Genomic DNA, 26275 nt, shown 5'->3' on the forward strand with positions numbered 1-26275 from the left:
TTCGGACTGTATTTTGTCCAAATTTGGACGGTTCATAGAATAGAGCTGCGTATAGGGCCCATCTCATCTGGTAAGGCTCGAACCCATCACAGGAAGGTAGTTAGCATTTTCTTCGCTAAATTCTTGTTGTTTCACTGTCTCTATAATCGCCCGTTTTGTGGCACAGATCGATATACGTATGTCGTTCTAGGAAAGACAATTTCAGTGTACTCAATTTGTTTGCCAGATTAGGCTAAACGCTACCCATGGATAGCCAGCGGGTAGTGGGCGCGGTTGAGCTACTGCCTTACTGGCAAGAGAATACCTATAACCGGAGTCAGCATCTTCTGGCCGACTGGCTAGCTAAGCCGGATGTGTTAGCCTTAGGTGTGCCCTCCTCAGTGATGCCAGATGGCATCAACTACTTATTGCATCCGGCCCATAGTGGCTATGGCTTTATAGAAGTAATTGACGAGAAGCCTCTATCGATGGATCCCCGCCTATGGTCGAAGTAGCCAAGGAAACGGCAATTCCCTTCGTCTTAACTGGGAGCGTATTTTGAGAATATATAAAGTGTGGTAGGTACGTAGTCTTAATAAGGCTGACTTGTACAGCAGTGTTCGCGCCATAGGCTTGTTGTCAAGTGAGCTTTCCCCTAATCATACCTGTCAAGTTCATCCCTATTCAGGGCACTAGCCGACTTCGTCCCAACATGAGACATCCTTTCGACCAAGTCGGTTCGACCAAGTCTGTACACAAATCAGATTCAGTGAGGCAACGAACAAATCAGACGGGTTCAATCCATTTCCAATCCATTCTCAACTTCCTTTTTGAAGCTTGATTTTACTTTTATCCTGTGATGTTGTCCCCAATCAGCCATTTCCCACAGGATAGGCCGTAAGGTCTGACCATAAGCGGTAATTGCATACTCCACCGTCACCGGTTTGGTAGGCTGCACCGTGCGACTGATCAACCCGTTGATCTCCAACTCCTGTAGCTCCTTAGACAGCATTTTGGAACCAATCCCTTCTACTTCCCGCATTAAGTCCATGAACCGTTTGTTACCGAAACTTAAGCAGCCAATGATGGTGATTTTCCATTTGCCGCTCAAAATATCCATCGTATCGTGGATAGCCTTCAGCTGACTGGGACATTGCAAGGGCTTTTGATCAATAAATACTTTCTTTTCCATCCGTCTTTACGCAACCTGGTTTCTGGCAGGAAACTACTTTCTAAAGGGAAACCCATATCTGGCGTAAAGCTCGTTGATTTAGCTTTGCAAAAAAAATACAGATCATGAAAATAGATTTAACTCAGAAGGTTGCCATCGTTACTGGCGGCTCAAAGGGTATCGGCGCTGCCATAGCCAAGGAACTTGCCGCCTGTGGCGCCATTGTAGTTATCACCTATCACTCAGCGGCAAGCGATGCAGACCGCGTGATCAACACAATCCGGGAAGCAGGCGGGCAGGCCATTGCCCTTCAAGCTGACATAGCCCGCCATACCGATATCATTAATTTGTTTAAACAGGTGAAGGAGCAGTTTGGCCAGCTGGATGTGCTGGTGAATAACGCTGGCATCGCCCGATTTGGCCCCATCGAAGCGGTTACAGAGGATGATTTCCTGGAACAATATCGGGTCAATGTGTTGGGTCCCATGCTGGCGATCCAGGAGTCGTTGACGTATTTTCCTCAAACAGGTGGCAGCATTGTCAATGTCAGTTCAGTAGGCGGACAGAACCCAGGGCCCTACACCAGTATTTACACGTCATCGAAAGCGGCTCTGAACGCCTTAACCGTTTCTTTATCAAGAGAACTGGTGACCCGCTACATCCGGGTCAATACGGTGGCACCGGGCCCAACCGATACCGAAGGCTCAAAGGCGCTGGGACTAGCAGGCACAGCTATCGAACAGGGCATGATTGCCGCTATACCCATGGGTAGATTCGGCAAACCGGATGAGATAGCCCCCGCAGTGGCTTTCCTGGCATCGGATCAGGCGGGCTGGATCACTGGTGAAACCTTAGCTGTTTCGGGCGGAATGCGCTAAATGAATCCATTGATCAGCGACGGGTACCCAAAATAAACTTCGCCGAGGGTAGGTTAGTCTATCTCTAAGCTGATCTAGTTACACAGACGGATACACGCTCAGGCGTCATCCGTACTTTTTGAGCTCTATTCTAGCCTGTTTCACTCAGCTTCCTATCTTAAAGCCAGCCGTATAAACCGCTTTTTGTCTCGAGTAGGAGGATTATCCGAGACTAAATAAAAGAATCCGTGTTGCACTTTCCCTAAGCAAGTTGTACACTAGCTTTATATTATTCAATTTTTCTAGAGAAAGGCCCCTATCGAGAGATTGTCAGTTCTTAAACTAGTTTTAAATCGGCTAATTGGCTTTGGTGAATACAGTTGTAACTGCCCCTAACGTATAACTAGGTGGAATAAAGGTGTAAAGTGCACTTCCTGAAGAAACTGTAATCTGATTTTCAGCCGTACCAGGATGTACTGGCGGCTCTAAGCTAATATAGTACCCTTGGGGTTTCGTTAACACATAGGCTTTGGCGTAAGTAGTATCCTTAGCGGGCGAATAAAAACCATTAGCGGGAGCTTGTACGCGTACACGAACGGTATCTGCTGAAACACGTTCAATTTGAAGCGTAATCGTTTTCCCATTGATGGGATAGAGCTTCGATTCACCAAAAGACTCTGTACTTTTTGCCGTAAAAGTCCCTGAAACCGCTTGACCAGCGTCTAAATTAGGCTCATCGTGTTTGCAGCTATTAAGCAAAATAATGCTTAGGTAAACTAATAATGAATAGTTTTTCATGGGATTGAGTTTAATGGATTATAGTAGCCCTTTCTAGGAAGTTGTATAAGTGCCTTTATGTTAATCTAGGTCAGATAATCTTAGGAAATTCGTCTTCAACATTGGCTAATACCTCACAGTCACAGTAACCACCGTATTGAGCCAGCCAAGCCTTTGTTTGATCAACTGGCAGATGCCTTTCTAGCAAAAAAGCCTCAGTTAGCGTTAGCGAATCATCACAATCTTCCTCTTGTAACGAAGAATCCAAGTGGACAAATAAATCTTTCAGCTCTGCTTTAGAAATAGGCATCTGTGCACTCTTAGCTTCTTGCTCCTTGTCCTTAAACTCCTGCAAAAGCTGCTTTCTCTTCTGCTTATCTTCTTTTGAAGCCATTTTCTTGTTGTGTAATCTCGATTATGTTAAGTAAGCTACCCGGTAAAAAATTATACAAACTTTGCGATTGAGCCTCCTGTCGAGATGAGTTATACGTGGTCGTATACATGTAGAAAACTAGCAGAGAACTTGGGTGTTGGGTATAGCTAGTTGTATCCAGTGACGGAAGAGTATAGTCACCTACCAGACCGGGTAACAACGCCGTTGAATCTAACCGAATGGTGATATCATCAGCCCCTTGGTGTTGTTTTTTCGGAGACAGTTGAATTCGAAGATCGTTATGGAACCGAGTCGTACTGACTGTTAGACTGTCAAGTGGATACGAAGCAACTAGAGTCTGGTTAGCCAGTGCGTCATTGAAGCTACGGCTGAAAGTAACTGTTGATGGAATCGCAGGCTGATCTGGCTGGGAATCTTGGTGACAGGCGGTCATCAGCAACCCACTTCCTGAGAGCCAAACGATCAAAGCAATAAGGTAAGTGAGTGGTCGCATATACGATGAGTTTATGAGTTCTTACAAGCCTCATATATGGAACTATATCAATATAGCTAAAAAAAGAAATATATGTAATTAAATAATTATTAAATATAAATATAGCGGATCAGCTCAAGTTGAAATTGACATTCATTTCTGTTGTATAAGTGGCAATATGAAAACCTAACCAGCATTTTACTCTTGGTCGTCGACTAACATTAGCGGCTATGCCAGCGGCAATTATAGCCGCTAATGATGGCTGCTGAAACGGGTGACCTAGTAGAAGAGTGATAGTATGTTCAATGCCATAGATGAGTACAACGACAACGATTGTCGTCAGAATAATGTCTTTGAAAGTGGTGTTCATTACGTTGAATACTCCGCTTTATGGTAGCCAAAGTACGAAACGTCGGGCTAACTACTTACAAATTAACCGTTTCGCGAAACACCCCCTTTTCGGACAGGAAAACTCCCATCGTCTCACTTGAGAACCTTTCCTGAGATTTATAGTGCATGGTGGGTTTTCTTGTAATGGGGCTTAAAACGGTGTTGCTGCTTCAACGCAAAATTAACAAGCAGAATCAGCACCGGCACTTCGATCAAGGGGCCAATCACCGCAGCAAAAGCAGCCCCGGAGTTGATACCGAATACAGCGATGGCCACCGCAATCCCCAGCTCGAAATTGTTACCTGCGGCAGTGAAGGCCAACGACGTTGATTTGCTGTAATCAGCGCCCACCCGTTTGGAAAGGTAGAAGGCAGAAAAGAACATAATGACAAAATAAATCGACAATGGAACGGCGATGCGCAGCACATCGAGCGGAATAGAAACGATGAGCTGACCTTTCAGACTAAACATGACCACAATTGTAAAGAGCAGGGCGATGAGCGTTATCGGGCTGATAGCAGGTAAAAACGTCTGCTCGTACCATTTCCGACTAAACATTCTGGTGAAGATCATCCGCGAAAAAAGGCCCGCCAAAAACGGAATGCCCAAATAGACGAAAACGCTTCTGGCTACTTCGCCGATGGTGATATTTACTTCATAGCCATGCAACCCGAACAGGGGCGGCAATACAGTGATGAATAGCCAGGCATAGACGGAGTAAAACAGCACTTGAAAGATGCTGTTGAAAGCCACCAGGCCAGCCGCATAGAGCCGATCCCCGCCTGCCAGATCGTTCCAGACGATCACCATTGCGATGCAGCGGGCAATACCGATCATTATCAGGCCCGTCATATAATCGGGCTTATCGGGTAGAAAAATCACCGCCAGGCCGAACATCAACAGCGGGCCAACAATCCAGTTTTGCAGCAGCGAAAGCCCCAGTATTTTCGTGTTGGCAAACACCTTCGGCAGTTCTTCATACTTCACCTTCGCCAAAGGCGGGTACATCATCAGGATCAGCCCAATGGCCAACGGCACATTAGTGGTGCCAGAATTGAACCCATTAATTAAGGTCTGCGACTGGGGGAAAAAGTAACCGATGCTCACACCGATCAGCATAGCCAGGAAGATCCACAGCGTCAGAAAGCGGTCGAGAAGGGATAAACGGGGGGAATTCATAAGCCGGTAATTTAAAGCGTGCGTTTCATGACAATGGCCGATGAGGGGCAAAGGCCGCTGAACTGCTGAGTTTGCTGAATGGCTTGGGGCACGGCTTCCCGACTCACGGGTGCGAAACCGTAGCGCGTAAAATACCCATCGGCGGTATTGGTAATCAGGTAAAGTTCCGCAAGATGCGACGCATCGGCAGTGGCCAGCAACCGGTCAATGAGTTGGGCTGCGATGCCTTTGCCCTGGTGGGCGGGATCGACAGCCACCGAACGCAGTAGGCCCACCGATCCGAAGGATTCCAGGCCCGCGACACCCACGGGGGTTTCTTCGTATTTCGCAATCACGAAATGGGGCAGGCCCGCCGGTAGATCCTCGGTAAGCAAATCGCCTTGTTCAAGTAAAGCCACAATGGTTTCTTTCTCGTCCGGCTTAGCTGTTTCAATGTGAATAGCCATACTTAATGGGGGATGGTTTCGCCTAAACGATTTTCGACAAATTCTTGGCTGTACGCTTTGATCTGATCACGCACCTGACGGAACGAGGTGAGTGCATTGATACCTGGCTGATGACCCGGATCGGGGAAGCTATGATGAATTTTCTCGGCACTCGATGGAAAAATCGGGCACTGCTCACGGGCATTGTCACACACAGTAATGACGTAATCAAACGGCTTGTCGGTGTATTCGTCCACATGGTTCGAGGTGTGATGCGAAATATCAATGCCATCTTCGGCCATCACCTGAATCGCCAATGGATTGACCCCGTGGGGAGCAACACCGGCACTAAAGACTTCGGCCCGATCACCGGCAAAGGTTTGCAGATAGCCTTCGGCCATCTGCGAGCGGGCAGAATTGCCCGTGCAAAGAACTAGGATACGTTTCATATCGAAGGGGATTGGATGAATATTAGTTGCAGCAATCAGGTCCCGGCTTGGATTGGTCGCAGCAAGCGGTGGCGGCTGGTTTGGCATCGGCGATGCGCACGGGTTTGCGAGCAAAGACAGTTACACTATAGATGCCTTTGTCTTGCTGGCGATACTCAGCGATTTCTTCGGCAGACAGGTAATTTTGCAGCACCGAATCGGGCAGATTGATTTCGCGGTCTTTCTGAACCTGAATGTTGGTGAAACCGCTTTGGTTAACGAGCTGCAAATAATCATCCTTCTGAATGGCACCCGATACGCAACCTACATACATTTCGGCGTCCTGCTGCAAGCCTGCGGGCAGCTCGCCTTTCAGCACAATGTCAGAAATGCTGAAATGTCCACCTGGCTTTAAAATACGGAAGGTTTCGGCGAATGCTTTTTGCTTGTCGGGCACCAGGTTCATCACGCAATTGCTCACCACCACATCGGCTAAATTTTCCGGCAAGGGCATCTCCTCAATGTCGCCATAGACGAATTCAACATTGGTAAACCCTAACGCTTTCGCGTTCTTGCGGGCACGATCGATCATGCGAGGAGTCATATCTAGACCGATCACGCGACCTGTTTCGCCGGTTTCTGCACGAGCGACAAAGCAATCATTGCCCGCACCCGAACCCAGATCCACCACGGTATCGCCGGGTTTAATCTGAGCGAATTGAGTCGGCAAGCCGCAACCCAAACCTAGATCGGCATCGGCTACATAACCATTCAGCTCTTGGTAGTCCTGAGCCATCATGATCGGCACGTTGGACTCAATTTCAGGCCCACAGCATGAAGTTGGGCCACAACAGCCAATCGCATCCGGTTGTTCGGCAATCGCGCCGTATTTCTGGCGCACGGTTTCTTTGATTTGCTCGGCAGTTTCCATGTATTTACCTATTGGTTAAATGTAATATTACGATTGATTAGGATAAAAAAATAGCTGCGAACTTAACAGCAAGTCGCAGCACTTACGATTGTATCGAACAGCGAGCCAAAAGTTTGCCGTGCTTCTTCCCATACGGTTTCGTTGATGCAGTAGCAAACGCGGGGCGGGTTGATTTCGCCCTGGATGATGCCGATGCGTTTCAGTTCCTTCAAATGTTGGGAAACTGTTGCCTGGGCCAAGGGTAGTTCATCGACCAGGTCACCACAAACGCATGCCTTTTTCTGAGCCAGCAATTGCAGGATAGCTACCCGTGCCGGGTGTGCGAAAGCTTTTGCCAGATCCGCAATGCGATTCTGTTCTTCGGTGAATATTTCGGTTTTCGTCACTCCCATGATGCAAAGGTAACACAACAATTATTAATCGCAATATTACGATGTATATTTTTAAGAACAGACTTTTCGTCTCAATATTCGCCCCATTTTTGGAGCAGATCTATGAACGATCCTTCGTCTTAAAGGGGAGTTTTTTTTAGAGACGGTGTTTTTAATATCTGTTCATGCTAATCAATAGCCTAGGATCTAACCATCTCTGCTGAAGTGCCGGACTTGATACGTTCGTTTCAAGAACAGGAACTGCCCACTGATTGGCGAGCCACGGGGAGTGGCCCCCTGTTCTCTCAAAGCTTTCTAGTGAATTGGCTGCAAAGGCCGGACCGCTTAGCCGTCCAGGTGCCCAGTTCAGTGGTACCGGTCATGGCAAACTACTTAATCAACCCCCGCCATGAGCTGTTTTCGAGTTGTCAAGTCGGATGTATTCGGAATCAATGCCCGGTTGTATGATCCTTCGCGACGGGGATGCTAGCTGGCTGAAGGCCAATCAATTAAGTATGCATTATTATAAACGCTACGTTATCTCAAATAGGCGCTTTTTGTAGGAATAAAGAAGGCGCGCTTATTGACAAAAACAAGTCGAGATTACCCCATTACTGGAAGGAACGTCTGAAAGCCAAAGGCGACAGATTTGTTTTCGTTTTAAAGAACTTACTAAACGATTGAGAGTGCTCGAATCCTAATGCGTAGGAGACTTCACTAATGGACAAATCGGTGGTCGAAAGCTTTTCTTTAGCCAACTCGATCAACTTCTCGTGGATATAGTGTTGGGTACTTTGCCCGATCAGTACGTTTAGTAGACTGCTCAAATATTTCGGCGACACGTTCAAGTGGTCGGCCACGTACTGAACCGTCGGCAACCCATTTGCCACCAAATTATCCGTAATAAAGTAGTTATGCAATAGAGTATCTAGTTGGGATAAAAGTTGATGATTCGCTCTTTCCCTGGTGATAAACTGCCGATGGTAAAACCGCGTCGAGTAACTAAGTAGACTCTCAATCTGTGAGATGATAATCTGTTTGCTGAACGCATCAATACTTGCCTGATACTCCTGGTGAATGTTTTGAATAATCCGATTGATCGTGGCTTCTTCTTTCTCGGAAAGCCATAAGGCTTCATTCACCGAATAATCAAAAAACGCATGGTGTTTAATCGTTTTGGCGAGCGGTGTGTTCCAAAAGAAATCAGGGTGAATGAGTAAAATCCACCCTGAACGATCAACTGTTGACATACGGTTGGGTTGAAGACGGAATACTTGATTGGGGCCCGCGAAAAACAGAACGCCATCCTCAAAATCGTAGGCTTGTTGTCCGTATCGAAATCGAGCGTTCATGCCTCGTTTTATGGAAATTTGGTAGAATTCAAAAATCAAATTCACGTCGCCAATAGCCGTTGGTCGTTTAATCGACGCGTAATCGACCACGCTGATGAGCGGGTGCTCGGGTTGGGGTAAACCTCTCAAACGGTGAAAGTCGCTAATGGTTTTTATGCGTTGGATCGGCCGTTGTTCCATAGTAAAGTCAAGACTTGATGTTTATTGCGCTTGATCCCGTTGGTCAAAACCAACAGTCGGTAGACGTGCGCCTACTGACTTTATCCTGCCACCATTCCAGGCACGGACAACATAGATTTTTCTTGATTCAATAAAAAGCGGTTCGACAGCCGATCCGCATTTCAAACTGTGGCTACACGGCCTGGTCATTAAGTTGCTTTTCCGGTTAACTGTTCCCAATTGGCGAACGCAAACTTTTCTCTGTCTTCCTGACTTAATTGTGTTGCTTCTAAAAAGCTACGGGCTTCTCGGCCTGGCCGGTACTGATAGGGATAGTCGGTCGAAAAAAGAATGCGGTCGGTTCCGACAATGTCAATAGACCGCTGCAGGTAAGATTGGCTGAACATGCCACTGGCCGTTACGTACACGTTTTGACGAATGTACTCAATAAAGGGTTTGTCAAGCTTGGTGACTCGACTGAGGGAGGCTAATCGTTCCGCGTAGAACAAAATGACTTCACCCCAATGGCCAAGAATAAGTTGAAGGTTTGGAAAGCGGTCAAACACCTTGGCTAGTACTAAGCGGACAAATTGAACGCCCGCTTCGTAGTGCCACCCAAGCCCAAACGTTGAAAAGGCCAAATCGGTCAGTTCGTCAAAGCCTGAATAGAGCGCATCCCGGACGGATTTCTGGGGAATTTGGGGGTGAATAAATAAGGGAACCCCGAGGGCTTCCGCGCATTCAAAGAGTTCCCAGTAATCAAGATGGTCCAGGTTTTTCTCTCCAGTCCGGCCGCATACCATCGCCCCTTTTAAGCCAAGCTGGGTCACCGAACGGGTTAATTCATTGGCGGTTTGGTTGGGCACCGCCATGGGTAAGGCGGCCAACCCTTGAAATCGTTCGGGGGTCTTTCTGACCAGTTGGGCCATGTAATCGTTAGTTAGTCTGGCTAAGGCTAGGCTATCAGGGCCTAGATTGTGCAAACTTGGACTGGTGAGCGAAAGCACCTGCACATCAACGCCGGTTTCGTTCATCAATTGAAGACGGGTATCGCCGATCTCCTCCAGGCGGCTTTCGATCTGGCCGACGTGTAATTTTTGGGTTGGGTCGTTGGGGTCGGCATAGTTGCTCCAGGCCTCTTTGACGGCTTTAGTCAGAAAATGTTCTTCGATGGCGATTAGCTTCATCTTACTGTTTTTTAGTTGACACAAAATTCATCTTCAGTCCAACAACAACTGTAGCCAAACATCAGCTTGTTGTAGTCTAAAAGGAAACGTATGATCCTGGGCGATCCTACTAGACATCTAGTAACCTATTCAATGGCAATTCTGATAATAACTATTTCAAAAAAAGGCTCCTTATGAGTCGAAGACTAGCTGCCTGTCTGTAAAATGAGCGATTCAAGTGAGGGCAGGCTGACGTGAATCCATTACTCCATAAACGGCCATCCACCTGCTGCTCCCTAGAACTTTAGCCGTAACCAACGGTCCTTTACAACTGGTGAGCATGAAACGGAAAGACCGGCTGAAGCTGGTTCATCCCGATGACCGACTTCGTGGACAATGTATTGAGGTGGTCCAATTCAGCGGACCACCTACATCGTATGTTTATCCGATTGACTGGGGAAGTTGAAGCAAGTAGTTTTGAATCAAACTTAAACGCGGGTTCAACCCTTGGCGCTTATGAAGTATTTACCGCTCATTCTTGGTCTACTCTGTAGTATAGGAGCCCTCTATCAGTTTTATCGGGGGAGCTGGTTATTCCTCAATGGGCAATCGGTTGAGGGCCGGGTTGTTGGTAATGAAAGGAGTTTGGGTAAATCGAGTGTCTATTATCCCATCGTGGAGTTTCAGACACTGGGCGGTCAGACTTATAGATGCAAAGGGCAATCTGGAACATCCCCAGCTGAATACGAAGTAAATGATACCGTAACGGTTCATTTCGACCCTGCTAAACCGACCAACACCTTTATTGGCAATTTCTTCAGCTTGATCCAGGGAGCCCTTTTTTCCATGGGACTGGGCGTTCTATTCAGTTGGTTTGGCCTGAAGGTGCTAGGCTGGGGAAAGCCACAGGCCTCTATTCGTAGAAATTAACGTAAACCACCTTCACGAAGAAAGCGTATACTAACGGTTAGTTATTCGTATCAAATAATGCTCCTCAGTAAGACGAGGGGACATGCACGTCCTGTATCGGGCCAATAAATAGATGGTAACTCAGAAAACGTTGGGCAGAAAATACGCTGATCCTATTCTCCTAAAACAAAGCCCGTTCGTCCTCGAAGTAATCGCATTGCTGCCAACAATCTCGAAGTACGCTGATTCTACTATCTGTTCATTGGTCCTGCTCCCGAGCACCCGCCACTGCGGCTTAATCAACAAGTAAACGCCTTTAGCTAATTCTTGAAAAAAGTAGTTAGAGTAATTAAGGTAACTTGGTTCTGAACGAGCCATTTTGAAATTGAACCGTTTCTGCAGCATCGGATGTAGGCTGCCACCGATCGTCTCTTACCAAAGTAACTTCAAAGCTCCCCTCAATTTCACCACCCTGGGAGTCATATTTAGTAATTGTAATGGTGCCAGCCTTGGTTAATTGGGGCTGGTATTGATCTCGAAGGACGTCTCCTCCAATTAAGGTCATGAAGCTCACGCCTACTTGAGTGGGATTCGCTGAGCAAGGCTGATGGGCTGAAAGCGTGTACACGCCAACCGCTAGCGGTATTCTGGTGAAGCTAAGTAATTGATCCCCGCAATAACCGGCACAATTAGCCGGCGCTAATAAACGAGCTCTGGGGTAAGGTAATGTGTTTTGAATACTCAGATTGATAGTATTCATGCTACAAGAGTCACTCGGGGTTTTCCAGGCAGTCGAAAAACCACTCCAGGCTTGTCCATTCAGGGTAGCCTTTGTATCCTCAGCAACTTGAGGGTCTGGCGTAGGTTTTGAGCAGCCTACTAGCCCAACTACTGCAATCAAAAGCCACTTAAGCGTCTTCATAGCACTGTTTTTTTAAGCTAGACCAAGATTGAGTGAAAAGGGTTGGAATAGCCTGTAGTGTGTATGTTTATAGGGCGAAATGGCAGTTTAGCTATTCATATAACATCGCCTATATAAATCCTCCTTCCTGAGACGAAGCAACGTTTATGTATCTACTTCATACCACATAACGCCTGGCCAATCGGAGAGCCATTGTTGCCTGGATTCATAAATTATCACCTGTGACTCGTGCCGGATATCTTTCATGGCAAATGCCCTTATTCGAATCGTGGCGGCTAGAAATCTTTTTCCAACCCGTTCTCTAATGCTTTGAAATACATGTCTTCCCTGAACGAATACAGAAAGGGGGCCTTGTGAGCAGCACCGGTATAGTGTTTCTCTTTTTTCTCTAATATGCCATAGGACAAAAGCTTACGATTGAAATTACTGCGGTCCAGCTTTCGGCCAAGAATGGTTTCATAAATCGTTTGTAGACTCTTCAGAGGAAATTCTTTGGGTAATAACGTATAGCCAATAGGCTGGTAATTCAGTTGTAAGCGCAGGACCTGCAAGGCTTTGGCAATGATGTGTTCATGGTCAAATAGCATCAGGGGAAGTTTACGGACATCTTGCCAGCAGCAGGTTAGTGAGGTCTCATCGGGTTGGGGAATTACCTGCTCATAATTAACCAGTGCATAGTAGCCAATCGTGATAAAGCGTTGCATAAACCAGCTCTCCGCCGTTAGTTCAATGCCCAGCGTTCGCAGTACTTCCCCTAAATGTTCCTTACGGTTCCGTTTTGCACTGCCAAAAACATGAAATTGTTGCAGGAATACATTGGTCAAGCTCGTGCGGGCAGTCAGAATTCTTGCCGCAGCGGCATCCAAATCTTCCTCTTTGCCGATAAACCCACCTGGTAGCATCCATCGCTGATTGCTTTTAGCCTGGAGTAATAACACCGTCAACTCATTTTGGTGGAAACCAAAAATGACATTATCAATGGAGACCGCCGGTAAAAAGTGGCCGGAGCCATTCTGCAGATCATTGCCTGGTGAGAACTGATTGATCATAAATGATTACTTTTCTTGGCAATCGTTCAATTTATTTGTACATTGGGTCAAAATGACTCAATAAGCGATAAATTGTTCTCTTAACTTGGATAAGCAAAGGTAAAGTAAGCCAGATGAAAAGGCGACAGGCTATTGATGTGAACCGATGACTTCGTTGAACGGCCCACATAACGTTAATGATTGTCGATGGTTTATCGCGTTTATCTGCCTTATGGCTGAAGTTAGTATCGCCCTGCCAGGGAATAGCTTCGCCCGTATTCCTGCTCATTTTAGTAAATGTGTTCCCTATCCAAGTAAGTTAGAAAGATCATTATTCTCTGACAAACCTTTATTTAAGCAGTTGTATCTCATCACCCTTACTTTATGATTCGACCGTTTATTATCCGCACCTTGCTTGGCTTAATAGCACTGGTAGGTTTATTGCTAGCGCTGCCCAGTTATGTCGTTACGTACGAAGAACGTTTTCCCCCAGCGAAGCCCGCTCGACCTAACATCATATTCATTATTTCTGATGACCACACGGCTCAGGCCATCAGTGCGTATGGAAGCAAACTGGCTAAAACGCCAAACATCGACCGCATTGCTAAAGAAGGGGCCATTCTTTACAACAACGTGGTGGCCAATTCCATCTGCGGGCCAAGCCGGGCGACCTTACTAACCGGCCAGTTCTCGCACCGGAACGGCTACAAATTAAATGAGAAGGTCTTCGATATAAACCAGCCAGTATTTACCGAAGAGTTGCAGAAGAACGGTTACCAGACTGCCTGGATTGGTAAAATGCACTTGGGAAGCCTGCCCCACGGGTTCGATTACCTGAATATTCTTCCCGGACACGGTAGTTATTACAACTCTGATTTTGTCGACTCCAACAACAAGACAACCCGCCACATGGGCTATGTGACCGATGTGGTGACGGGCTTGTCGACGGAGTGGCTCGAAAAGCGGGATGCGACGAAGCCCTTTTTTCTGGTTGTTGGCCACAAAGCAACACACCGCGAGTGGATGCCGGCACTGGAGGACCTAGGTGCCTATGATAACGTTACGTTTCCCATCCCCCCTACCTTTTACGATACCTATACCGGCCGTCTGGCGGCCCAGAAGCAGGATATGAGTATTGAAAAAACCATGACCCTGCAAGCCGATCTGAAAGTGCATGTTGAGTATGAGGTCGATGAAGCCAAGGTCTCCCAGGAGAAGGGCCGGTTGAAAAAGATGCTGTACGGCAATGCAGAGCCTACCCCCGAGCAGGATAAACAGCTCGACATGTACGTTCGGGAGGGCTCCTATAAACGGCTTACCCCCGAGCAGAAGAAAGCCTTTTCGGCCTACTATGCCAAAATCAGTAAAGAATTCGACCAGAAGAAGCTGACGGGCAGGGCCCTGACGGAATGGAAGTACCAACGGTATCTGAAAGATTACCTATCGACGGCCAATTCGCTGGATCGCAACATCGGCAAGCTGCTGGACTATCTGGATAAAAGCGGGTTGGCCAAAAACACGGTCGTGGTGTATACCTCCGATCAGGGCTTTTACCTGGGCGAACATGGCTGGTTCGACAAACGGTGGATCTACGAGGAGTCGCTGAAAACGCCGTTTGTGATTCGGTATCCGGGCGTGATCAAAGCTGGCAGCCAAGTCAAGCAGGTTGTCTCGAATGTGGACTGGGCACCCACGCTATTGAATCTGGCCAGTACGCCCATTCCTGCTTATATTCAGGGTGAGTCGTTTTTACCTGTATTGACCGGCTCCAAGAAAGCGTGGCGGGATAGGGCTTATTACCATTATTATGAATATCCAGAGCCACATCACGTATCGCCCCACTTTGGCTTACGCACGAAACAATACACGTTGGCGCGCTTTTATGGTCCGGACAACTTTTGGGAATTGTATGATATTCAGAAAGACCCGCATAATCTGCACAATTTGTATGGTCAGAAGGGATATGAAACTATTACTGCTGGCTTGAAGCAACAACTGAAGGCTGAAATCGTCAAGTACCAGGATGGGGATGCGCTTAAGTTAATGGAAAGTGCGCCACAGTAGCGAAGATGGCCAGTTGGGGTTACAATGTCGCCCCATTGGCCTTACTCGCTTCAGCCCGAAAAAGCTACAGAATGGTTGATTCAACAGTAGTTAACGACATATACACACCAGGCCGGTCGTCTACAAACCGTAACTAATCCTACGAAATCACTGTACGGATTACTCCTTTGTCTGTTGACGGCTGGACAAATGTCGACCCAACCAACTGGCCTTATACGACTGATTGTGTTGAAAAGCTAGTAGAAACGAATGTCACACACTTATGGAAGCTACCAGGAATTCTGCGAGAAGGTGATCCAGTCAGTGTTTGGAAGCTTAACGGCATCGCAAAAAGTAAAATAACGGTTGCTCCATAAACCGGGCGTTTTTTGAGATAGTACACTGGCTGAATTCAAAGCAGGTAATTGAATCACAAACGCGGTATCTGCTTCTTCCTGGCTTTCCACCGTCAGGCTCCTCTTCTGACCATTGGTGACAATATCATAGCTCAAGCCTAATAACGCTATTGCGCATGGGGGTGGGTTATGTTTACTGCGCCCAACAATACTTAGTTGCTTGCCAGGTAAGTTCGCCCACACGGGCGGCCCCGCGTTTGGAAAAAGGATCTCAATTACCGCTTAAAAAAATAATAATACGCTTATTATTAAATGAATAATCATTTAGTTTTGTGTTTTTATTTGATATGCGTACAAGAGATGTCAGTAAGGAGCAGCTGGTGAAACAAAAGGCCATCGAAATCATAGTTAAGCATGGCCTGGAAGGTTTTACAATCAATAAGTTAGCAAAGGCGTGTGGGATATCCGTAGGGACGCCCTATGTGTATTACAAGGATAAGGACGACCTTATTTTAAAGATCGTTCTTGAAGAGGGTACATTAATGGAAGCAGCCATGAATCAGGACTTTGATCCAGACGCTACGCTGGAAGACGGTTTACGGGTTCAATGGCGAAACCGGTTCGCCTATATGATGAAGAACCCCCTGCTGGGAAAGTTCTTTGACCAGATCAGCAGTTCAACCTATCATCATCAATTTCTTGACATGTTCACTTCCGGGTCGGATGGCTTTCTTCAACCATTCAAAAGCAATATGGAGCGTTTTATCAGCAATGCGGTAAAGCGGGGCGAAATAGATGACATGACCATTGACGTTTACTGGGCCATCGCTTTCGGCCCTTTGTACACGCTTATGCGGTTCCACCACCAGGGTCGCAGTATAACAGGCCTACCGTTCAAGGTTACAGAAGAATTGATCTGGTCGGCTTTTGATCGGGTAATAAAAGCGCTAAAAAACTAAGGTTTCACTACACAACATATACCTTATGACAAGATCCTTTTTAATGATCGGACAATCAAATATGGCCGGAAGAGGATACCTGAAGGATGTAAAACGGATCTACGACGAACAGATCAGGATGTTGGTCAACGGACGCTGGCAGACGATGACTGAACCCATTAATTACGACAGGCCTACCGCGGGTGTAGGGCTTGCCGCATCGTTTGCAGGTGCCTGGCGATTAAAAAATGAGCCTGAGCAGATCGGTCTCATTCCCTGCGCTGACGGGGGCACCAGTCTGGATGACTGGGGTGTCGGCGGAGCACTTTTCGACAATGCGGTAGTCCAGGCCAAACTTGCCCAGCGAACAAGCGAACTTGACGGGATCTTGTGGCATCAGGGAGAGAATGATAGTGTGGCCGGGCGTTCCGATGCTTATTACGACAAGCTATGCATTATCGTGGATGCGCTTCGGCTGGAGTTAAACACGCCAGAAATTCCTTTTATCGCAGGTGGGCTCGGCGACTTTTTGAGTAGCGGCAGGTATGGCAACTATTTTACGGAATATAACGAGGTCAATCGGGCGCTGCAAACGTATGCACAGACCAAGCCGAACGCTTATTTTGTAACCTCGAACGGACTTACTGCAAATGCCGACGGACTTCATTTTGATGCCCTGTCACAACGCAAATTCGGGATCCGTTATTTTGACGCTTTTCATGGTAGAAAAAGTGTTTTATCTCCGCTTCCCGACGAATTAGATTTGATCGTCACTATACAAGATAGGGCCTTAACAAAAAATGAGAAAAGTACGTTATTGGAAATCAGTTTTGCACGCGGTGAACTAGCACTTCATGAACTTGAAGAACAATTAGCAAAGCTTGAACAATGAAGCGAAGGTGGCCAGAATAGGTAGGATCACCGCAGGCGTATGCGACTAATCCAAGGCATCCATTACTCCCAACGTGTCCAACTTACAATAAGCGGTATTCTGACACTTATTGTCAGTTGGACACGTTGAGGTCTACTTGCGTTTGTCGAGCTGCACTCACCCTTTGAGCGACAGGGACAAAGAGTTAAGCGAAGGAAAATCAGGTAGTATTAGGAAATGAAGCAACCTGGACCGCTAGCGGGGCCTCTACTTATCACGCTAAGTGAATTACAATTTTGCCGAATAAGTTACGCGAGGCTGCGGCCTGGTAAGCTTCTTTAGCGTTTTCAATACGATACACGTTGTCAATAGGCGGCTTGATATTGTTGGTTTCAATAAATTTAACCAAATCTTTGTGTGCAGCCAGACTGCCAACGGCGGTTCCGCGAATGGATGCCCCTTTCATCATCAAGGAAATATAATTAAGTGGCTTTCCTTCTAAATCAAACAGGCCCATGGTGGCTATTTCTCCGCCATAGCCTACAGCTGCGACGGATTGGTCAATGGCCGAGCCGCCCACGGCATTAATTACCCGATCAACTCCTCCTGTTTGATTGAATACAACCTCTCCCCAGTTATCAACCTCAACGTAGTTGACAACATTGGCGGCTCCTAACGCTTTCATTTTTTGCAGTTTTTCATCATGGCTTGATGTGCCCACTACTTCTGCACCGACCGCTCTGGCAAGAAGCAAAGCAAACAAGGATACACCGCCAGTGCCCAATACCAGTACTTTATCGCCCTTTTTAATTGGCTTGACATAGGGCCTGTCGCCATGTAAGGCAGTCCAGGCCGTCAGACCGGCGCATGGCAGTGTCGAGGCTTCTATAAACGACAAGTTCGATGGTGCAGCAGTCACTCTCTTTGCACTTAGGATCGCATATTCGGCCAAAACACCATCCATTCCTTCAGCCCCTAAGCCAAACGTAAGCCCGGGGATTGGGGGGCCATCAATCCATTCCTCCGCGGCATAGACTGTTGTAACTTTATCGCCCACTCGCCATTGAGTTACCCCTTCCCCTAAAGCATCAATTTCTCCTGAACCATCAGATAACGGAATGATATTGGTAGTTACCGGCCCGTACATTCCAGCGAGTACAATCTGATCCCGGTAATTGATTGAAGCCGCCTTTATTCTGACCCGCACTTGTCCGATTTTTGGTTGCGGAATCGGCACGGTTTCCATAATAAGATCGTCCAAACTGGTAGCTCCGGCTTTCAACACCCATCTTCTCATCATCGTGATTTGCGGTTCAGACACCGCATTGGAATTGGTATTCATCATACTCAGATTTTTGTTTTTCAAAATTATCTACCTTTACTTTCCATTTTACAGCACTTTTCGTTTGGAAAGCGCTATCCAGTTGGAAAGCAAACAAGACATGTCTCTATGAGTACCAATGATCAGCGTTTAGCCAGTAGTAAAAATGTGTACCAATCCGAATGTGCGGAGTATATAATTCCGGTTAGAGATGCCCTGGATGTGTTATATGGACGATGGAAATTACCAATTATCATCTCGCTCACCTTTGGCAGCAGGCGCTTCAAACAAATCATCGAAGAAATTCCAGGTCTTACCGATAAAAGCTTATCGAAAGAACTTAAAGAGCTGGAGTCCAATCAATTAATTACAAGAAAGGTTTATGATAGCTTTCCACCCAGGGTCGAATATTCGATCACTGAGCATGGGAGATCCCTTTCCAAGGTGATTAATGAATTACGGGATTGGGGCAACCAGCACCGAAAAAAGATTATCGGTAACTAACCCGTCTCACCAACTAGATAAGGATGGCTGATTCGTAAGGTGGGCTACAACTGGGGCAATGCTGACATTCTGAGAAAGGATGTTATCGATTAGCCATTCATGTTAAACCTAACCTGGTCAGCTTCTTACCTACAAGCTCGTCAAACAGTGCTTCACCTTGGAGATACCTATACCATCGGGAAAATCCAAGTTTTTTTGAAAAGCATACAGGCATAAACTGTGTTAGCCACGACTTAATCTGACAGATTGATTATTCAATATGACTTTATAATTGTCAGTTGTAAGGGCTCAGTAAATCCTCCATTAGTGATTCATATGCATGAAGACTTCTTCGTCTCAAATGAGATCCCTCGTTGAGATGGAGCGCCCAGCGGCACTTACTACGTAAGCGTATCTAAAAATTACCCTGGTCATTTTCGGCTACAATAAAGCAAAATCAGCCTACAGGTATCCGCTCCCTTACCATGAAATTTGCGGTATAAAAAGCCAGAAACATGAACATTATCATAACCGGGTCGCTAGGTAACATCAGCAAACCATTAGCCACTCAACTCATCGCCAACGGGCACCGGATAACCATTATCAGCAGCAAGCCCGACAAGCAGCAAGCCATTGAAAAACTGGGAGCCAAAGCGGCTATAGGTCGATTAGAAGATGCCTCTTTTCTGACAAGTACCTTCACGGGGGCCGATGCGGTGTATTGCATGATCCCATTTGATCTTTCTGCGACCGACCAGAAGGCGTATTTTCAAAAAATAGCCACCAATTATGTGCAGGCGATAAACGAAACGGGTGTACGAAAAGTGGTGTTGTTAACGGGCTGGGCGGCTGGTCTCACAGGCTCGTTTGAAGCCACTCAGTTGGCAGACCAATTGAGCCATCTCGCCTTTACCGAACTGCGTCCCAGTGTGTTTTACAGCAACTTTTACGGCTATATTCCGATGATAAAACAGCAGGGAGCTATCGTGGGGAACTACGGCGGTAATGACCGAATTGCGGTGGTTGCCCCAGAAGACATTGCGGCTGCGGCAGCCGAAGAACTAACGGATTCATCAAACGGGAACAGGGTACGCTACGTAGCCAGTGAAGAACTTACCTGTAACGAAGTGGCCGGTATATTGGGCGAAGCGATTGGAAGGCCTGACCTACAATGGGTTATTATTTCGGATGAAGCGTTACGAAATGGCTTACTACAGATGGGCATGCCTGCGCAATTAGCGGATGAACTGGTAAAAATGCAGGCAGCCATGCACAGTGGTGTGGTGTACGAAAACTACCTTCGTCATCGGCCGGTTCTGGGTAAAACAAAGCTGAGAGGGTTTGCCAAGGACTTTGCCAAAGCGTATTATCAACAATAACAGACTACTCGCACTATGAGCCAGCCAATCCGCCTAAAAAGCATCCAGGAATTTCACCAGCGCAGAGGCTTGCCCCAGTCGGCGCATCCGCTGATTAGTGTCGTCAATATCAAGGACATAACCATTGCACCAGATCGCTTGAGCGTTAACGACTTCTACTGTATTTCCATTAAACGCATTCCAAACGCCCGATACCGCTATGGACAGCAAGTCTATGACTTCACGGGAGGTGTTTTGTTCTTTACCGCGCCAGGTCAGGTGATTGGCTTTGAAATGGCTAAGTTACCTACTGATCCGACTGGCTGGTTGCTGCTCATTCATCCTGATTTTTTGTGGGGAACACCGTTAGCAAGAACCATAAAGAAGTATGAATTTTTTAACTACAGTGCTGATGAAGCGTTATTTCTCTCAGAAAAAGAGGAGAAGACCATTGACGGAATTATTTCCCAGATAAGCCAGGAGTATCAGGCTGCTATTGACCCTTATAGCCAAGGGATTATCCTGGCACAAATCGAGCTATTGCTCAACTACGCAGAGCGCTTCTACAATCGCCAGTTCATTACACGCAAAATCAGCAACCATCAACTCCTTAACCGGCTGGATGATCTGCTTAATGACTACTTTAACAGGGAGGAGATTACCTACAACGGTTTGCCCACAGTGCAGACAGTATGCAATCAGTTAAACATATCGGTCAGCTATCTGAGCCGGGTATTGAAATTACTCACCGGCCAAAGTACACAGCAGCACATTCATGGAAAGCTGATTGAGCGGGCGAAAGAAAAATTGACAACCACCGACCTGTCGGTGAGCGAGATTGCCTTTGCCTTAGGTTTCGAGCACCCGCAATCGTTCAACAAGCTTTTTAAAGCAAAAACCAACACCACTCCGCTTGCCTTCAGAACCTCATTTAATTAAACGCCCAGTGGTGTAGCCTGTTCGTCTAGTGCTGGGGCGCTAAACGTCTTATGTAAGATGCAGATTTGACGTCTCAATATTGGGGTAAGAATACCGTAAAGGTAGCTCCCCGCCCCGGTGCGCTCTCGGCCGTGATGGCACCGCCATGATTCTCTACTACCCGTTGACAAATGGCCAGCCCAACGCCGGTACCCACATATTCACTTTGACTGTGCAGCCGCTGAAAGACCTGAAAGATTCGGTCCAGATACTTGATGTCAAACCCCACACCATTATCGCTGACATTGATCTGATGATAAAAGGAAGCGGATTTACTCGGATTTACTCCCTGAGGAAGTTCATTTTGTGGTCGTTGTGAATACGTTATCCGTATAAAAGGCGTCTGGCTCGCCGGGGTGAACTTGAGCGCGTTAGATACCAGATTCTGAAACAACTGGCCTAACTGCAAGGCGTCTCCGTTGACGAGTGGTAACTCCTCGAGCTGAACCTGAGCTTCGCGTTCGGTGATCACCAGCGATAAGGTGTCCAATACTTCGGCGACCACCACGCTTAATGAGATAGACCCAAATACTTGCTGACGGGTAGCAATGCGCGAGTAACTCAACAGATCCCTGATTAATACGGACATGCGCGCGCCGGCTGACTGGATGCGCTGCAAGTAATCTTTTGCCCTTGTATTCAGTTGCGGATCGAGCTGGTCTGCCAGCAACGTGCTGAACGATTGTATTTTGCGCAGTGGCTCCTGCAAATCATGGCTGGCTACATAGGCAAACTGCTGCAGATTTTCGTTCGAGCGGGTCAGATCCTGATTGACCAGCGCCAATTCGCCCGTGCGCTCGGCTACCCGCTGCTCTAATTGCTCGGCCAAAAGCCGGTAACGTTGTTCGCTTTGCTGCAGCTCAATCTCAGCCTGGGTCCGCTCTACGGCGTTGACCAGCCGTTCGCTGACCTCCTCCACCAGCGCCAGTTCAGCAACCGGCCATTGGTGCGCCTGCCGATGAATGATAAACAAGATGAGCACCGACCCATTGTTGAGGACCAGCGGTTTGGTAATTACGGCGCCAATCTGGCTTCGTTGGTACCGCTCTTTCTGTTCCACCGTGAGGGTAGGGTCATGAACAACATCAGAGAAGATCCTCGTTTGCTCCCGGTCTATCTCATTGAGTATTAGCGCGCAATTAGCCTCTATGGGTTGTTTTTCTCCTAGCTCTGGTGTAGGCCATAACACCACACGAGGCTGGTCATCTACCGAGTAAACCACTGCCGTCTGGTCGGCGCCGATAGAGACGCCCAACTGCCTGGCGACATGTTCGTAAATATCATCCAGACTAGTCAGGTTTCGTAGCTGGTCAGCTAGTTGCAGAATAATTGTTTTCTGCTCGTTGCTGCGTTGAATGAGTTGCTGAGCCAATACTCGCTCCGTTACATCGGTCGCCATGACCAGAATTGCATAAACTTCGCCCTGTTCAGTGGATAAAGGTTTAGCTGTGAAATCGATGTAGTACGTTGATGATACCCCATTCATTAACCAGTCGGCCCGTGCGCCCTGAGCCGAATACATCTGGCCATCTTCCAGGATATCGCTTAATCTGGACAATAAAGGCTGGCCCTGCAGTCCAGGCAGCACACTCAGCAAGGGCTGACCAATCAGTTGTTTGGGGGTGCCCAGAAAAGCCAGCATGGATTCATTGGCCACCTGAATTACGAGGCTTTGCCCCACCAACAGGCAGGTGGCTATCGGTGCTTCTTCTACCAGCGCCCGAAAGCGAAGCTCACTGCGTTGCAACTCCTGAAGTGCGGTGACCTGACGGGTAACATCGGTAGCGGTATGAATGATGCCAAAGACGGTTCCTTCAGGCGAATACACCGGGTTATAGGAAAAGTTGAACCAGGACTCATTCCACTGCTTGTCAATTACCACTTTGGGATTATCGAACGCATGAGGAGCTGCTTCTTCCCGATCGTAGACCTGTTGTAGTTGTTCCAGCAAGGGATGAGGAATTAAATCCGGCAGGACCCCATACAGGGATTGACCTGTCACAGAGGCATCTTTTCCCCAGATCTGCAGCATGGGCGCGTTGACGGTGTCGATCACCAGATCCCGGCCCACAAACAGGACTGTTGGTGTAGGCGAATTCAGCACAATACTACGGATGCGGGCTTTGCTCGCTTCCAGCTGTTGTTGCACCTGCACCTGTACGGTAATATCGCGGGCTACTCCCGACAACCGGTAAGCGGCCCCCAGCACATCGACGTAGGCCCGGCCCTGACAGTGGAGCCAGCGAGACGCCCCTGTCGGCTCTTTTCTGATCCGAAACTGAACGTCGTAATATCCGGTTGAGGAGGGGTCGAAAGCGGTTTTAAGCGCCTGATCGACGAGATGCTGGTCGTCTGGATAAATAAGCGCCAGTAAATAGGAGTAAGCCACCACTTCTTTTCCCGGCGAGCCAAACAACTCCTGGCTACGTTCGTCCAACCAGACCTCCTGTTGGCTAATATCCAGATGCCATGTGCCAACCTGGGCTGCCTGCATGGCATACCGCAACCGCTCCTGCTCGGCCTGGAGGTTAAGCAGAAAAGGAAAGGAATCTGGCTGATTCAGTTTAAATGGGCCTGGCATAAAACGCAGAAACTAGCACGTTGAGGAATAACAAAATCCAGGGCTCAGGTTTACGACTGGTGATTCAGCTCAAAGAACCGTTGTAGCATGCGTAAAATGACTGGCTGATCGGCAGCAAAAGAGCCTTCGGGTTGAGGGTGGTCGGAGATGATGCTGCTCACCTCGTCGTACTGTTGTGTAGTTAGCGTCTCGTACCCCATGTACCAGTGACTGAACAAACGGTGGCTGATTGGCCGGCTGATGACCGTCCGTACCTGGGTGTGGCGAGGATCCTGCTGAATACTGTTATACAACTTTGTAACGGCCGTTTGCTGGCCTTCCAGCACCTGTACGATTTGCCCGTTAATATAAAGCAGCACCCCCGTGATGTTCAGTCGTGCGTTCCTCTCTCGACTGAAAGTGACAATTTCTTGTATGTTGTCTTCGGTAGTCGTTTCGATGGCGGTACTAAAATAAGTAATACAGTAATCCATCCGTAGTAGACAACCGGTTTAGTCGATTTGTTCACTAAACAGAAACATTCTGGTCATTCAAAGTCCCTGTTTTTAATTATAGCGGTTGCTTTCGTAGAACACTTTACCTCGTTTTCGCAGACAGGATGAGTTTGGGTACTATTTGCAGGTGATTGTAGCAGCACAATCGATAACCGCAAAAAGCCGTACCCAGATAAAGCGTATGCGGCTTTTCAACGGATTGATTTTCTTCGTTCACTCATGGGCTGTAAAACGTGCTGCGGGTAAAAGAACCTAAGGGGCTTAGCGCGGTATGGTCATGGGTTTTCGTACGTATTCGCTACCTTTCTCATCAAAGGCGCTGATGGCCTGTTCGGCATTCGGGCGGAGAGATGAGGAATCTGAACCGAAAATAGGCCCACCGGCTCGCGGAACTTAGCAGTAGAAAAGTTGCCTTTGTGAGTTATTTAGTCATCAACCGTTTGATTACTCAATCACCTCGTTCATGAAAAAAGACAATCGGGCCTCAAGACGACGATTTCTACAACAGATTGGGGCGACTAGCCTGGTCGCTGCGTCCTCCCCTTTATCATCCCTAGCGGCCCAGGCTAAAGCAGAGGAACGCATTTTACACTACGAAAAACCCATCTCGTCCACGGATAAGATCCGATTGGGGGTGATCGGCTACGGAGTCCAGGGCCATTTTGACTTGCGCACCGCTCTGAAAGTACCGGGGGTCGAACTGGCCGGTATCTGCGACTTGTATACGGGGCGCCTTGAAAACGCCAAAGAACAATTCGGGCCTGAGCTATACACGACCCGCAACTACAAAGAGCTCCTGGACCGTCCGGACATCGACGCGGTCATTATTGCTTCCCACGATGTGTGGCACGCCCGCATGACCCAGGATGCCCTGGCCAAAGGCAAGCATGTGTACTGCGAGAAGCCAATGGTTTACAAAATCAGCGAAGGCTATCCGGTCATGGCAGCGGCCAAAAAAGCGGGCAAAGTATTGCAGGTCGGCAGTCAACGGGTCAGCAGCATTGGGTATGCCAAAGCGAAAGAATTACTGGCGGCCGGTGAAATTGGCAAACTCAACATGGTCAATGCCGTTTATGACCGACAAAGCTCGATTGGGGCCTGGGAATACACCATTCCGGCCGATGCCGATGCGTCGACGACCGACTGGGATCGTTTTATCGAAGTGACGGCCAAAATGCCCTTCGATGCAAAGAAATTTTTCTGGTGGAGGGCCTTCAAGGAAGTAGGGACGGGCGTAGCGGGCGACTTATTTATTCACCTGCTGAGCGGCACCCACCTGATCACGGGCTCCAAAGGTCCCCAAAGCATTTATAGCACGGGGCAGTTCAGCTACTGGAAGGATGGGCGCAACCTGCCCGATGTGATGTCGGGGGTTATGCAATATCCCGACAGCCCCGAACACGCTGCGTTTCAGCTGACCTTGCAGGTGAACTTTATCAGCGGCACGGGCGGCCAGGAAGTCATCCGGCTAGTTGGGTCAGAGGGTATCATCGACGTGATGGGCAATAACCTGAGCATTAAACACAGCATTTTGCCCCAGGCCCCCGGCTTTGGCGGCTATGATTCGGTGTTTACCTTCTCCAAGAGTATGCAGGACCAGATGCAGCAGGCGTATGATGCCAAATGGACGGCCGATCAGCGGAAACGCCCCGTTAAAATGGATGTTACGTTTAAAGCGCCTGAAGGTTATAGCGACCATTTAGATCACTTCACCAACTTTTTTGATGCGATCCGGTTGAACAAGCCGGTGGTAGAGGATGCTCAGTTTGGCTTTCGGGCGGCTGCTCCGGCACTAGCTTGTAACGAAAGTTATTTCAGCAAACAGATCGTCAGGTGGGATCCGGCTAACATGAAGCTGACGTAAGATTGGTGCTTCTACTCAGCGGGTAGGGGTGGTGATTGATGGACTAAGGCCAATGAACGAAGTTACTTAATCTCCGTT

General features: G+C 47.8%; 27 protein-coding genes. 12 read left to right on the forward strand and 15 right to left on the reverse strand.

Annotation, left to right across the window (positions count from 1 at the left end; translation table 11 throughout):
* Nucleotides 1–245 precede the first annotated feature (245 nt).
* The gene (locus SD10_RS01995) at nucleotides 246–494 is read left to right on the forward strand and encodes an RES family NAD+ phosphorylase (RefSeq protein ID WP_227699120.1); all 249 of its coding nucleotides are present in this window, start codon (nucleotides 246–248) and stop codon (nucleotides 492–494) included.
* Between the two features lie 281 nt (nucleotides 495–775).
* Here the strand turns inward: SD10_RS01995 and SD10_RS02000 are convergent, their stop codons facing one another.
* Nucleotides 776–1171: a winged helix-turn-helix transcriptional regulator gene (locus tag SD10_RS02000; RefSeq protein ID WP_046375452.1), complete on the reverse strand. Its 396-nt coding sequence runs from the start codon at nucleotides 1169–1171 to the stop codon at nucleotides 776–778.
* Between the two features lie 104 nt (nucleotides 1172–1275).
* Between SD10_RS02000 and SD10_RS02005 the strand changes: the two genes are divergently transcribed.
* Entirely contained in the window at nucleotides 1276–2028 is a 753-nt protein-coding gene (locus SD10_RS02005; protein WP_046375453.1) for an SDR family NAD(P)-dependent oxidoreductase, read from the forward strand.
* Between the two features lie 336 nt (nucleotides 2029–2364).
* On the opposite strand, the gene SD10_RS02010 is transcribed toward SD10_RS02005, so the two are convergent.
* From SD10_RS02010 to SD10_RS02040, 7 genes are all read right to left on the reverse strand, one after another.
* Nucleotides 2365–2805, reverse strand: a complete 441-nt coding sequence (locus SD10_RS02010; protein WP_046375454.1) for a hypothetical protein — start codon at nucleotides 2803–2805, stop codon at nucleotides 2365–2367.
* 70 nt (nucleotides 2806–2875) lie between these two features.
* A complete protein-coding gene (locus SD10_RS02015; RefSeq protein WP_046375455.1) occupies nucleotides 2876–3178 on the reverse strand; it encodes a DUF2695 domain-containing protein in 303 nt (100 codons plus the stop codon).
* A 979-nt stretch (nucleotides 3179–4157) separates the two neighbouring features.
* Entirely contained in the window at nucleotides 4158–5219 is a 1062-nt protein-coding gene (arsB, locus tag SD10_RS02020) for an ACR3 family arsenite efflux transporter (RefSeq protein ID WP_046375456.1), read from the reverse strand.
* An 11-nt stretch (nucleotides 5220–5230) separates the two neighbouring features.
* Nucleotides 5231–5665: an arsenic resistance N-acetyltransferase ArsN2 gene (gene arsN2 / locus SD10_RS02025; protein ID WP_046375457.1), complete on the reverse strand. Its 435-nt coding sequence runs from the start codon at nucleotides 5663–5665 to the stop codon at nucleotides 5231–5233.
* Between the two features lie 2 nt (nucleotides 5666–5667).
* A complete protein-coding gene (locus tag SD10_RS02030; protein ID WP_046375458.1) occupies nucleotides 5668–6093 on the reverse strand; it encodes an arsenate reductase ArsC in 426 nt (141 codons plus the stop codon).
* Between the two features lie 22 nt (nucleotides 6094–6115).
* Nucleotides 6116–7003, reverse strand: a complete 888-nt coding sequence (locus SD10_RS02035; protein ID WP_046375459.1) for an arsenite methyltransferase — start codon at nucleotides 7001–7003, stop codon at nucleotides 6116–6118.
* Nucleotides 7004–7065: 62 nt separating this feature from the next.
* Nucleotides 7066–7395 carry an ArsR/SmtB family transcription factor gene (locus tag SD10_RS02040; RefSeq protein ID WP_046375460.1) on the reverse strand — a complete coding sequence of 110 codons (330 nt, stop codon included), beginning with the start codon at nucleotides 7393–7395 and terminating at the stop codon, nucleotides 7066–7068.
* Nucleotides 7396–7599: 204 nt separating this feature from the next.
* Here SD10_RS02040 and SD10_RS30415 point away from each other — a divergent pair, with 204 nt between their 5' ends.
* Nucleotides 7600–7842 carry a hypothetical protein gene (locus tag SD10_RS30415; RefSeq protein WP_394330461.1) on the forward strand — a complete coding sequence of 81 codons (243 nt, stop codon included), beginning with the start codon at nucleotides 7600–7602 and terminating at the stop codon, nucleotides 7840–7842.
* A 143-nt stretch (nucleotides 7843–7985) separates the two neighbouring features.
* On the opposite strand, the gene SD10_RS02045 is transcribed toward SD10_RS30415, so the two are convergent.
* Both SD10_RS02045 and SD10_RS02050 read right to left on the reverse strand, forming a co-directional pair.
* Entirely contained in the window at nucleotides 7986–8906 is a 921-nt protein-coding gene (locus SD10_RS02045; protein ID WP_046375461.1) for a helix-turn-helix domain-containing protein, read from the reverse strand.
* 188 nt (nucleotides 8907–9094) lie between these two features.
* On the reverse strand, nucleotides 9095–10072 hold the full coding sequence (locus tag SD10_RS02050; RefSeq protein ID WP_046375462.1) for an amidohydrolase family protein: 978 nt from the start codon (nucleotides 10070–10072) through the stop codon (nucleotides 9095–9097).
* Nucleotides 10073–10391: 319 nt separating this feature from the next.
* Between SD10_RS02050 and SD10_RS30210 the strand changes: the two genes are divergently transcribed.
* Together SD10_RS30210 and SD10_RS28545 are read left to right on the forward strand one after the other, a co-directional pair.
* Nucleotides 10392–10517 (forward strand): hypothetical protein, encoded by a 126-nt coding sequence (locus tag SD10_RS30210; RefSeq protein ID WP_262507358.1) that lies wholly within the window; start codon nucleotides 10392–10394, stop codon nucleotides 10515–10517.
* 50 nt (nucleotides 10518–10567) lie between these two features.
* Nucleotides 10568–10981: a DUF3592 domain-containing protein gene (locus SD10_RS28545; protein ID WP_052731040.1), complete on the forward strand. Its 414-nt coding sequence runs from the start codon at nucleotides 10568–10570 to the stop codon at nucleotides 10979–10981.
* Between the two features lie 328 nt (nucleotides 10982–11309).
* Here the strand turns inward: SD10_RS28545 and SD10_RS02060 are convergent, their stop codons facing one another.
* Together SD10_RS02060 and SD10_RS02065 are read right to left on the reverse strand one after the other, a co-directional pair.
* Nucleotides 11310–11882, reverse strand: coding sequence for a hypothetical protein (locus tag SD10_RS02060; RefSeq protein WP_046375463.1), 573 nt, complete (start codon nucleotides 11880–11882; stop codon nucleotides 11310–11312).
* 275 nt (nucleotides 11883–12157) lie between these two features.
* Nucleotides 12158–12931, reverse strand: coding sequence for an NUDIX hydrolase (locus SD10_RS02065; RefSeq protein ID WP_046375464.1), 774 nt, complete (start codon nucleotides 12929–12931; stop codon nucleotides 12158–12160).
* Between the two features lie 363 nt (nucleotides 12932–13294).
* On the opposite strand from SD10_RS02065, the gene SD10_RS02070 reads away from it, so the two are divergent.
* The 3 genes from SD10_RS02070 (at nucleotide 13295) to SD10_RS02085 (ending at nucleotide 17139) form a co-directional block, all read left to right on the forward strand.
* Nucleotides 13295–14974 (forward strand): sulfatase family protein, encoded by a 1680-nt coding sequence (locus SD10_RS02070; RefSeq protein ID WP_046375465.1) that lies wholly within the window; start codon nucleotides 13295–13297, stop codon nucleotides 14972–14974.
* A 682-nt stretch (nucleotides 14975–15656) separates the two neighbouring features.
* Nucleotides 15657–16268 carry a TetR/AcrR family transcriptional regulator gene (locus SD10_RS02080; RefSeq protein ID WP_046375467.1) on the forward strand — a complete coding sequence of 204 codons (612 nt, stop codon included), beginning with the start codon at nucleotides 15657–15659 and terminating at the stop codon, nucleotides 16266–16268.
* A gap of 25 nt (nucleotides 16269–16293) precedes the next feature.
* Nucleotides 16294–17139, forward strand: coding sequence for a sialate O-acetylesterase (locus SD10_RS02085; protein WP_046375468.1), 846 nt, complete (start codon nucleotides 16294–16296; stop codon nucleotides 17137–17139).
* Nucleotides 17140–17392: 253 nt separating this feature from the next.
* Here the strand turns inward: SD10_RS02085 and SD10_RS02090 are convergent, their stop codons facing one another.
* Complete coding sequence (locus SD10_RS02090) at nucleotides 17393–18484, reverse strand: zinc-dependent alcohol dehydrogenase family protein (protein WP_227699121.1); 1092 nt, start codon at nucleotides 18482–18484, stop codon at nucleotides 17393–17395.
* Between the two features lie 84 nt (nucleotides 18485–18568).
* On the opposite strand from SD10_RS02090, the gene SD10_RS02095 reads away from it, so the two are divergent.
* The 3 genes from SD10_RS02095 (at nucleotide 18569) to SD10_RS02105 (ending at nucleotide 21219) form a co-directional block, all read left to right on the forward strand.
* Complete coding sequence (locus SD10_RS02095) at nucleotides 18569–18943, forward strand: winged helix-turn-helix transcriptional regulator (protein WP_046375469.1); 375 nt, start codon at nucleotides 18569–18571, stop codon at nucleotides 18941–18943.
* A 494-nt stretch (nucleotides 18944–19437) separates the two neighbouring features.
* Nucleotides 19438–20301 carry an NmrA family NAD(P)-binding protein gene (locus SD10_RS02100; RefSeq protein ID WP_046375470.1) on the forward strand — a complete coding sequence of 288 codons (864 nt, stop codon included), beginning with the start codon at nucleotides 19438–19440 and terminating at the stop codon, nucleotides 20299–20301.
* Between the two features lie 15 nt (nucleotides 20302–20316).
* Nucleotides 20317–21219, forward strand: coding sequence for a helix-turn-helix domain-containing protein (locus SD10_RS02105; protein WP_046375471.1), 903 nt, complete (start codon nucleotides 20317–20319; stop codon nucleotides 21217–21219).
* A gap of 73 nt (nucleotides 21220–21292) precedes the next feature.
* Here SD10_RS02105 and SD10_RS28550 read toward each other — a convergent pair whose 3' ends face one another.
* Both SD10_RS28550 and SD10_RS02115 read right to left on the reverse strand, forming a co-directional pair.
* Nucleotides 21293–23839, reverse strand: a complete 2547-nt coding sequence (locus tag SD10_RS28550; RefSeq protein ID WP_052731042.1) for an ATP-binding protein — start codon at nucleotides 23837–23839, stop codon at nucleotides 21293–21295.
* A 50-nt stretch (nucleotides 23840–23889) separates the two neighbouring features.
* Entirely contained in the window at nucleotides 23890–24312 is a 423-nt protein-coding gene (locus SD10_RS02115; protein ID WP_052731043.1) for a BLUF domain-containing protein, read from the reverse strand.
* A 484-nt stretch (nucleotides 24313–24796) separates the two neighbouring features.
* Between SD10_RS02115 and SD10_RS02120 the strand changes: the two genes are divergently transcribed.
* Nucleotides 24797–26197, forward strand: coding sequence for a Gfo/Idh/MocA family protein (locus tag SD10_RS02120; protein ID WP_046375472.1), 1401 nt, complete (start codon nucleotides 24797–24799; stop codon nucleotides 26195–26197).
* Nucleotides 26198–26275: the final 78 nt, after the last annotated feature.

This window comes from Spirosoma radiotolerans (assembly GCF_000974425.1).
GTDB lineage: Bacteria > Bacteroidota > Bacteroidia > Cytophagales > Spirosomataceae > Spirosoma > Spirosoma radiotolerans.

What these genes read in the sequence shown, in the direction of transcription:
- arsN2 (WP_046375457.1), bottom strand. Translation starts at nt 5,665, where the DNA reads ATGGCTATTCACATTGAAACAGCTAAGCCGGACGAGAAAGAAACCATT.
- SD10_RS02030 (WP_046375458.1), bottom strand. Translation starts at nt 6,093, where the DNA reads ATGAAACGTATCCTAGTTCTTTGCACGGGCAATTCTGCCCGCTCGCAG.
- arsB (WP_046375456.1), bottom strand. Translation starts at nt 5,219, where the DNA reads ATGAATTCCCCCCGTTTATCCCTTCTCGACCGCTTTCTGACGCTGTGG.
- SD10_RS02040 (WP_046375460.1), bottom strand. Translation starts at nt 7,395, where the DNA reads ATGGGAGTGACGAAAACCGAAATATTCACCGAAGAACAGAATCGCATT.
- SD10_RS01995 (WP_227699120.1), top strand. Translation starts at nt 246, where the DNA reads ATGGATAGCCAGCGGGTAGTGGGCGCGGTTGAGCTACTGCCTTACTGG.
- SD10_RS02065 (WP_046375464.1), bottom strand. Translation starts at nt 12,931, where the DNA reads ATGATCAATCAGTTCTCACCAGGCAATGATCTGCAGAATGGCTCCGGC.
- SD10_RS02105 (WP_046375471.1), top strand. Translation starts at nt 20,317, where the DNA reads ATGAGCCAGCCAATCCGCCTAAAAAGCATCCAGGAATTTCACCAGCGC.
- SD10_RS02080 (WP_046375467.1), top strand. Translation starts at nt 15,657, where the DNA reads ATGCGTACAAGAGATGTCAGTAAGGAGCAGCTGGTGAAACAAAAGGCC.
- SD10_RS02115 (WP_052731043.1), bottom strand. Translation starts at nt 24,312, where the DNA reads ATGGATTACTGTATTACTTATTTTAGTACCGCCATCGAAACGACTACC.
- SD10_RS28545 (WP_052731040.1), top strand. Translation starts at nt 10,568, where the DNA reads ATGAAGTATTTACCGCTCATTCTTGGTCTACTCTGTAGTATAGGAGCC.
- SD10_RS02095 (WP_046375469.1), top strand. Translation starts at nt 18,569, where the DNA reads ATGAGTACCAATGATCAGCGTTTAGCCAGTAGTAAAAATGTGTACCAA.
- SD10_RS02100 (WP_046375470.1), top strand. Translation starts at nt 19,438, where the DNA reads ATGAACATTATCATAACCGGGTCGCTAGGTAACATCAGCAAACCATTA.
- SD10_RS02010 (WP_046375454.1), bottom strand. Translation starts at nt 2,805, where the DNA reads ATGAAAAACTATTCATTATTAGTTTACCTAAGCATTATTTTGCTTAAT.
- SD10_RS02000 (WP_046375452.1), bottom strand. Translation starts at nt 1,171, where the DNA reads ATGGAAAAGAAAGTATTTATTGATCAAAAGCCCTTGCAATGTCCCAGT.
- SD10_RS02015 (WP_046375455.1), bottom strand. Translation starts at nt 3,178, where the DNA reads ATGGCTTCAAAAGAAGATAAGCAGAAGAGAAAGCAGCTTTTGCAGGAG.
- SD10_RS30210 (WP_262507358.1), top strand. Translation starts at nt 10,392, where the DNA reads ATGAAACGGAAAGACCGGCTGAAGCTGGTTCATCCCGATGACCGACTT.
- SD10_RS02035 (WP_046375459.1), bottom strand. Translation starts at nt 7,003, where the DNA reads ATGGAAACTGCCGAGCAAATCAAAGAAACCGTGCGCCAGAAATACGGC.
- SD10_RS02005 (WP_046375453.1), top strand. Translation starts at nt 1,276, where the DNA reads ATGAAAATAGATTTAACTCAGAAGGTTGCCATCGTTACTGGCGGCTCA.
- SD10_RS02050 (WP_046375462.1), bottom strand. Translation starts at nt 10,072, where the DNA reads ATGAAGCTAATCGCCATCGAAGAACATTTTCTGACTAAAGCCGTCAAA.
- SD10_RS28550 (WP_052731042.1), bottom strand. Translation starts at nt 23,839, where the DNA reads ATGCCAGGCCCATTTAAACTGAATCAGCCAGATTCCTTTCCTTTTCTG.
- SD10_RS02070 (WP_046375465.1), top strand. Translation starts at nt 13,295, where the DNA reads ATGATTCGACCGTTTATTATCCGCACCTTGCTTGGCTTAATAGCACTG.
- SD10_RS02085 (WP_046375468.1), top strand. Translation starts at nt 16,294, where the DNA reads ATGACAAGATCCTTTTTAATGATCGGACAATCAAATATGGCCGGAAGA.
- SD10_RS02060 (WP_046375463.1), bottom strand. Translation starts at nt 11,882, where the DNA reads ATGAAGACGCTTAAGTGGCTTTTGATTGCAGTAGTTGGGCTAGTAGGC.
- SD10_RS02120 (WP_046375472.1), top strand. Translation starts at nt 24,797, where the DNA reads ATGAAAAAAGACAATCGGGCCTCAAGACGACGATTTCTACAACAGATT.
- SD10_RS02045 (WP_046375461.1), bottom strand. Translation starts at nt 8,906, where the DNA reads ATGGAACAACGGCCGATCCAACGCATAAAAACCATTAGCGACTTTCAC.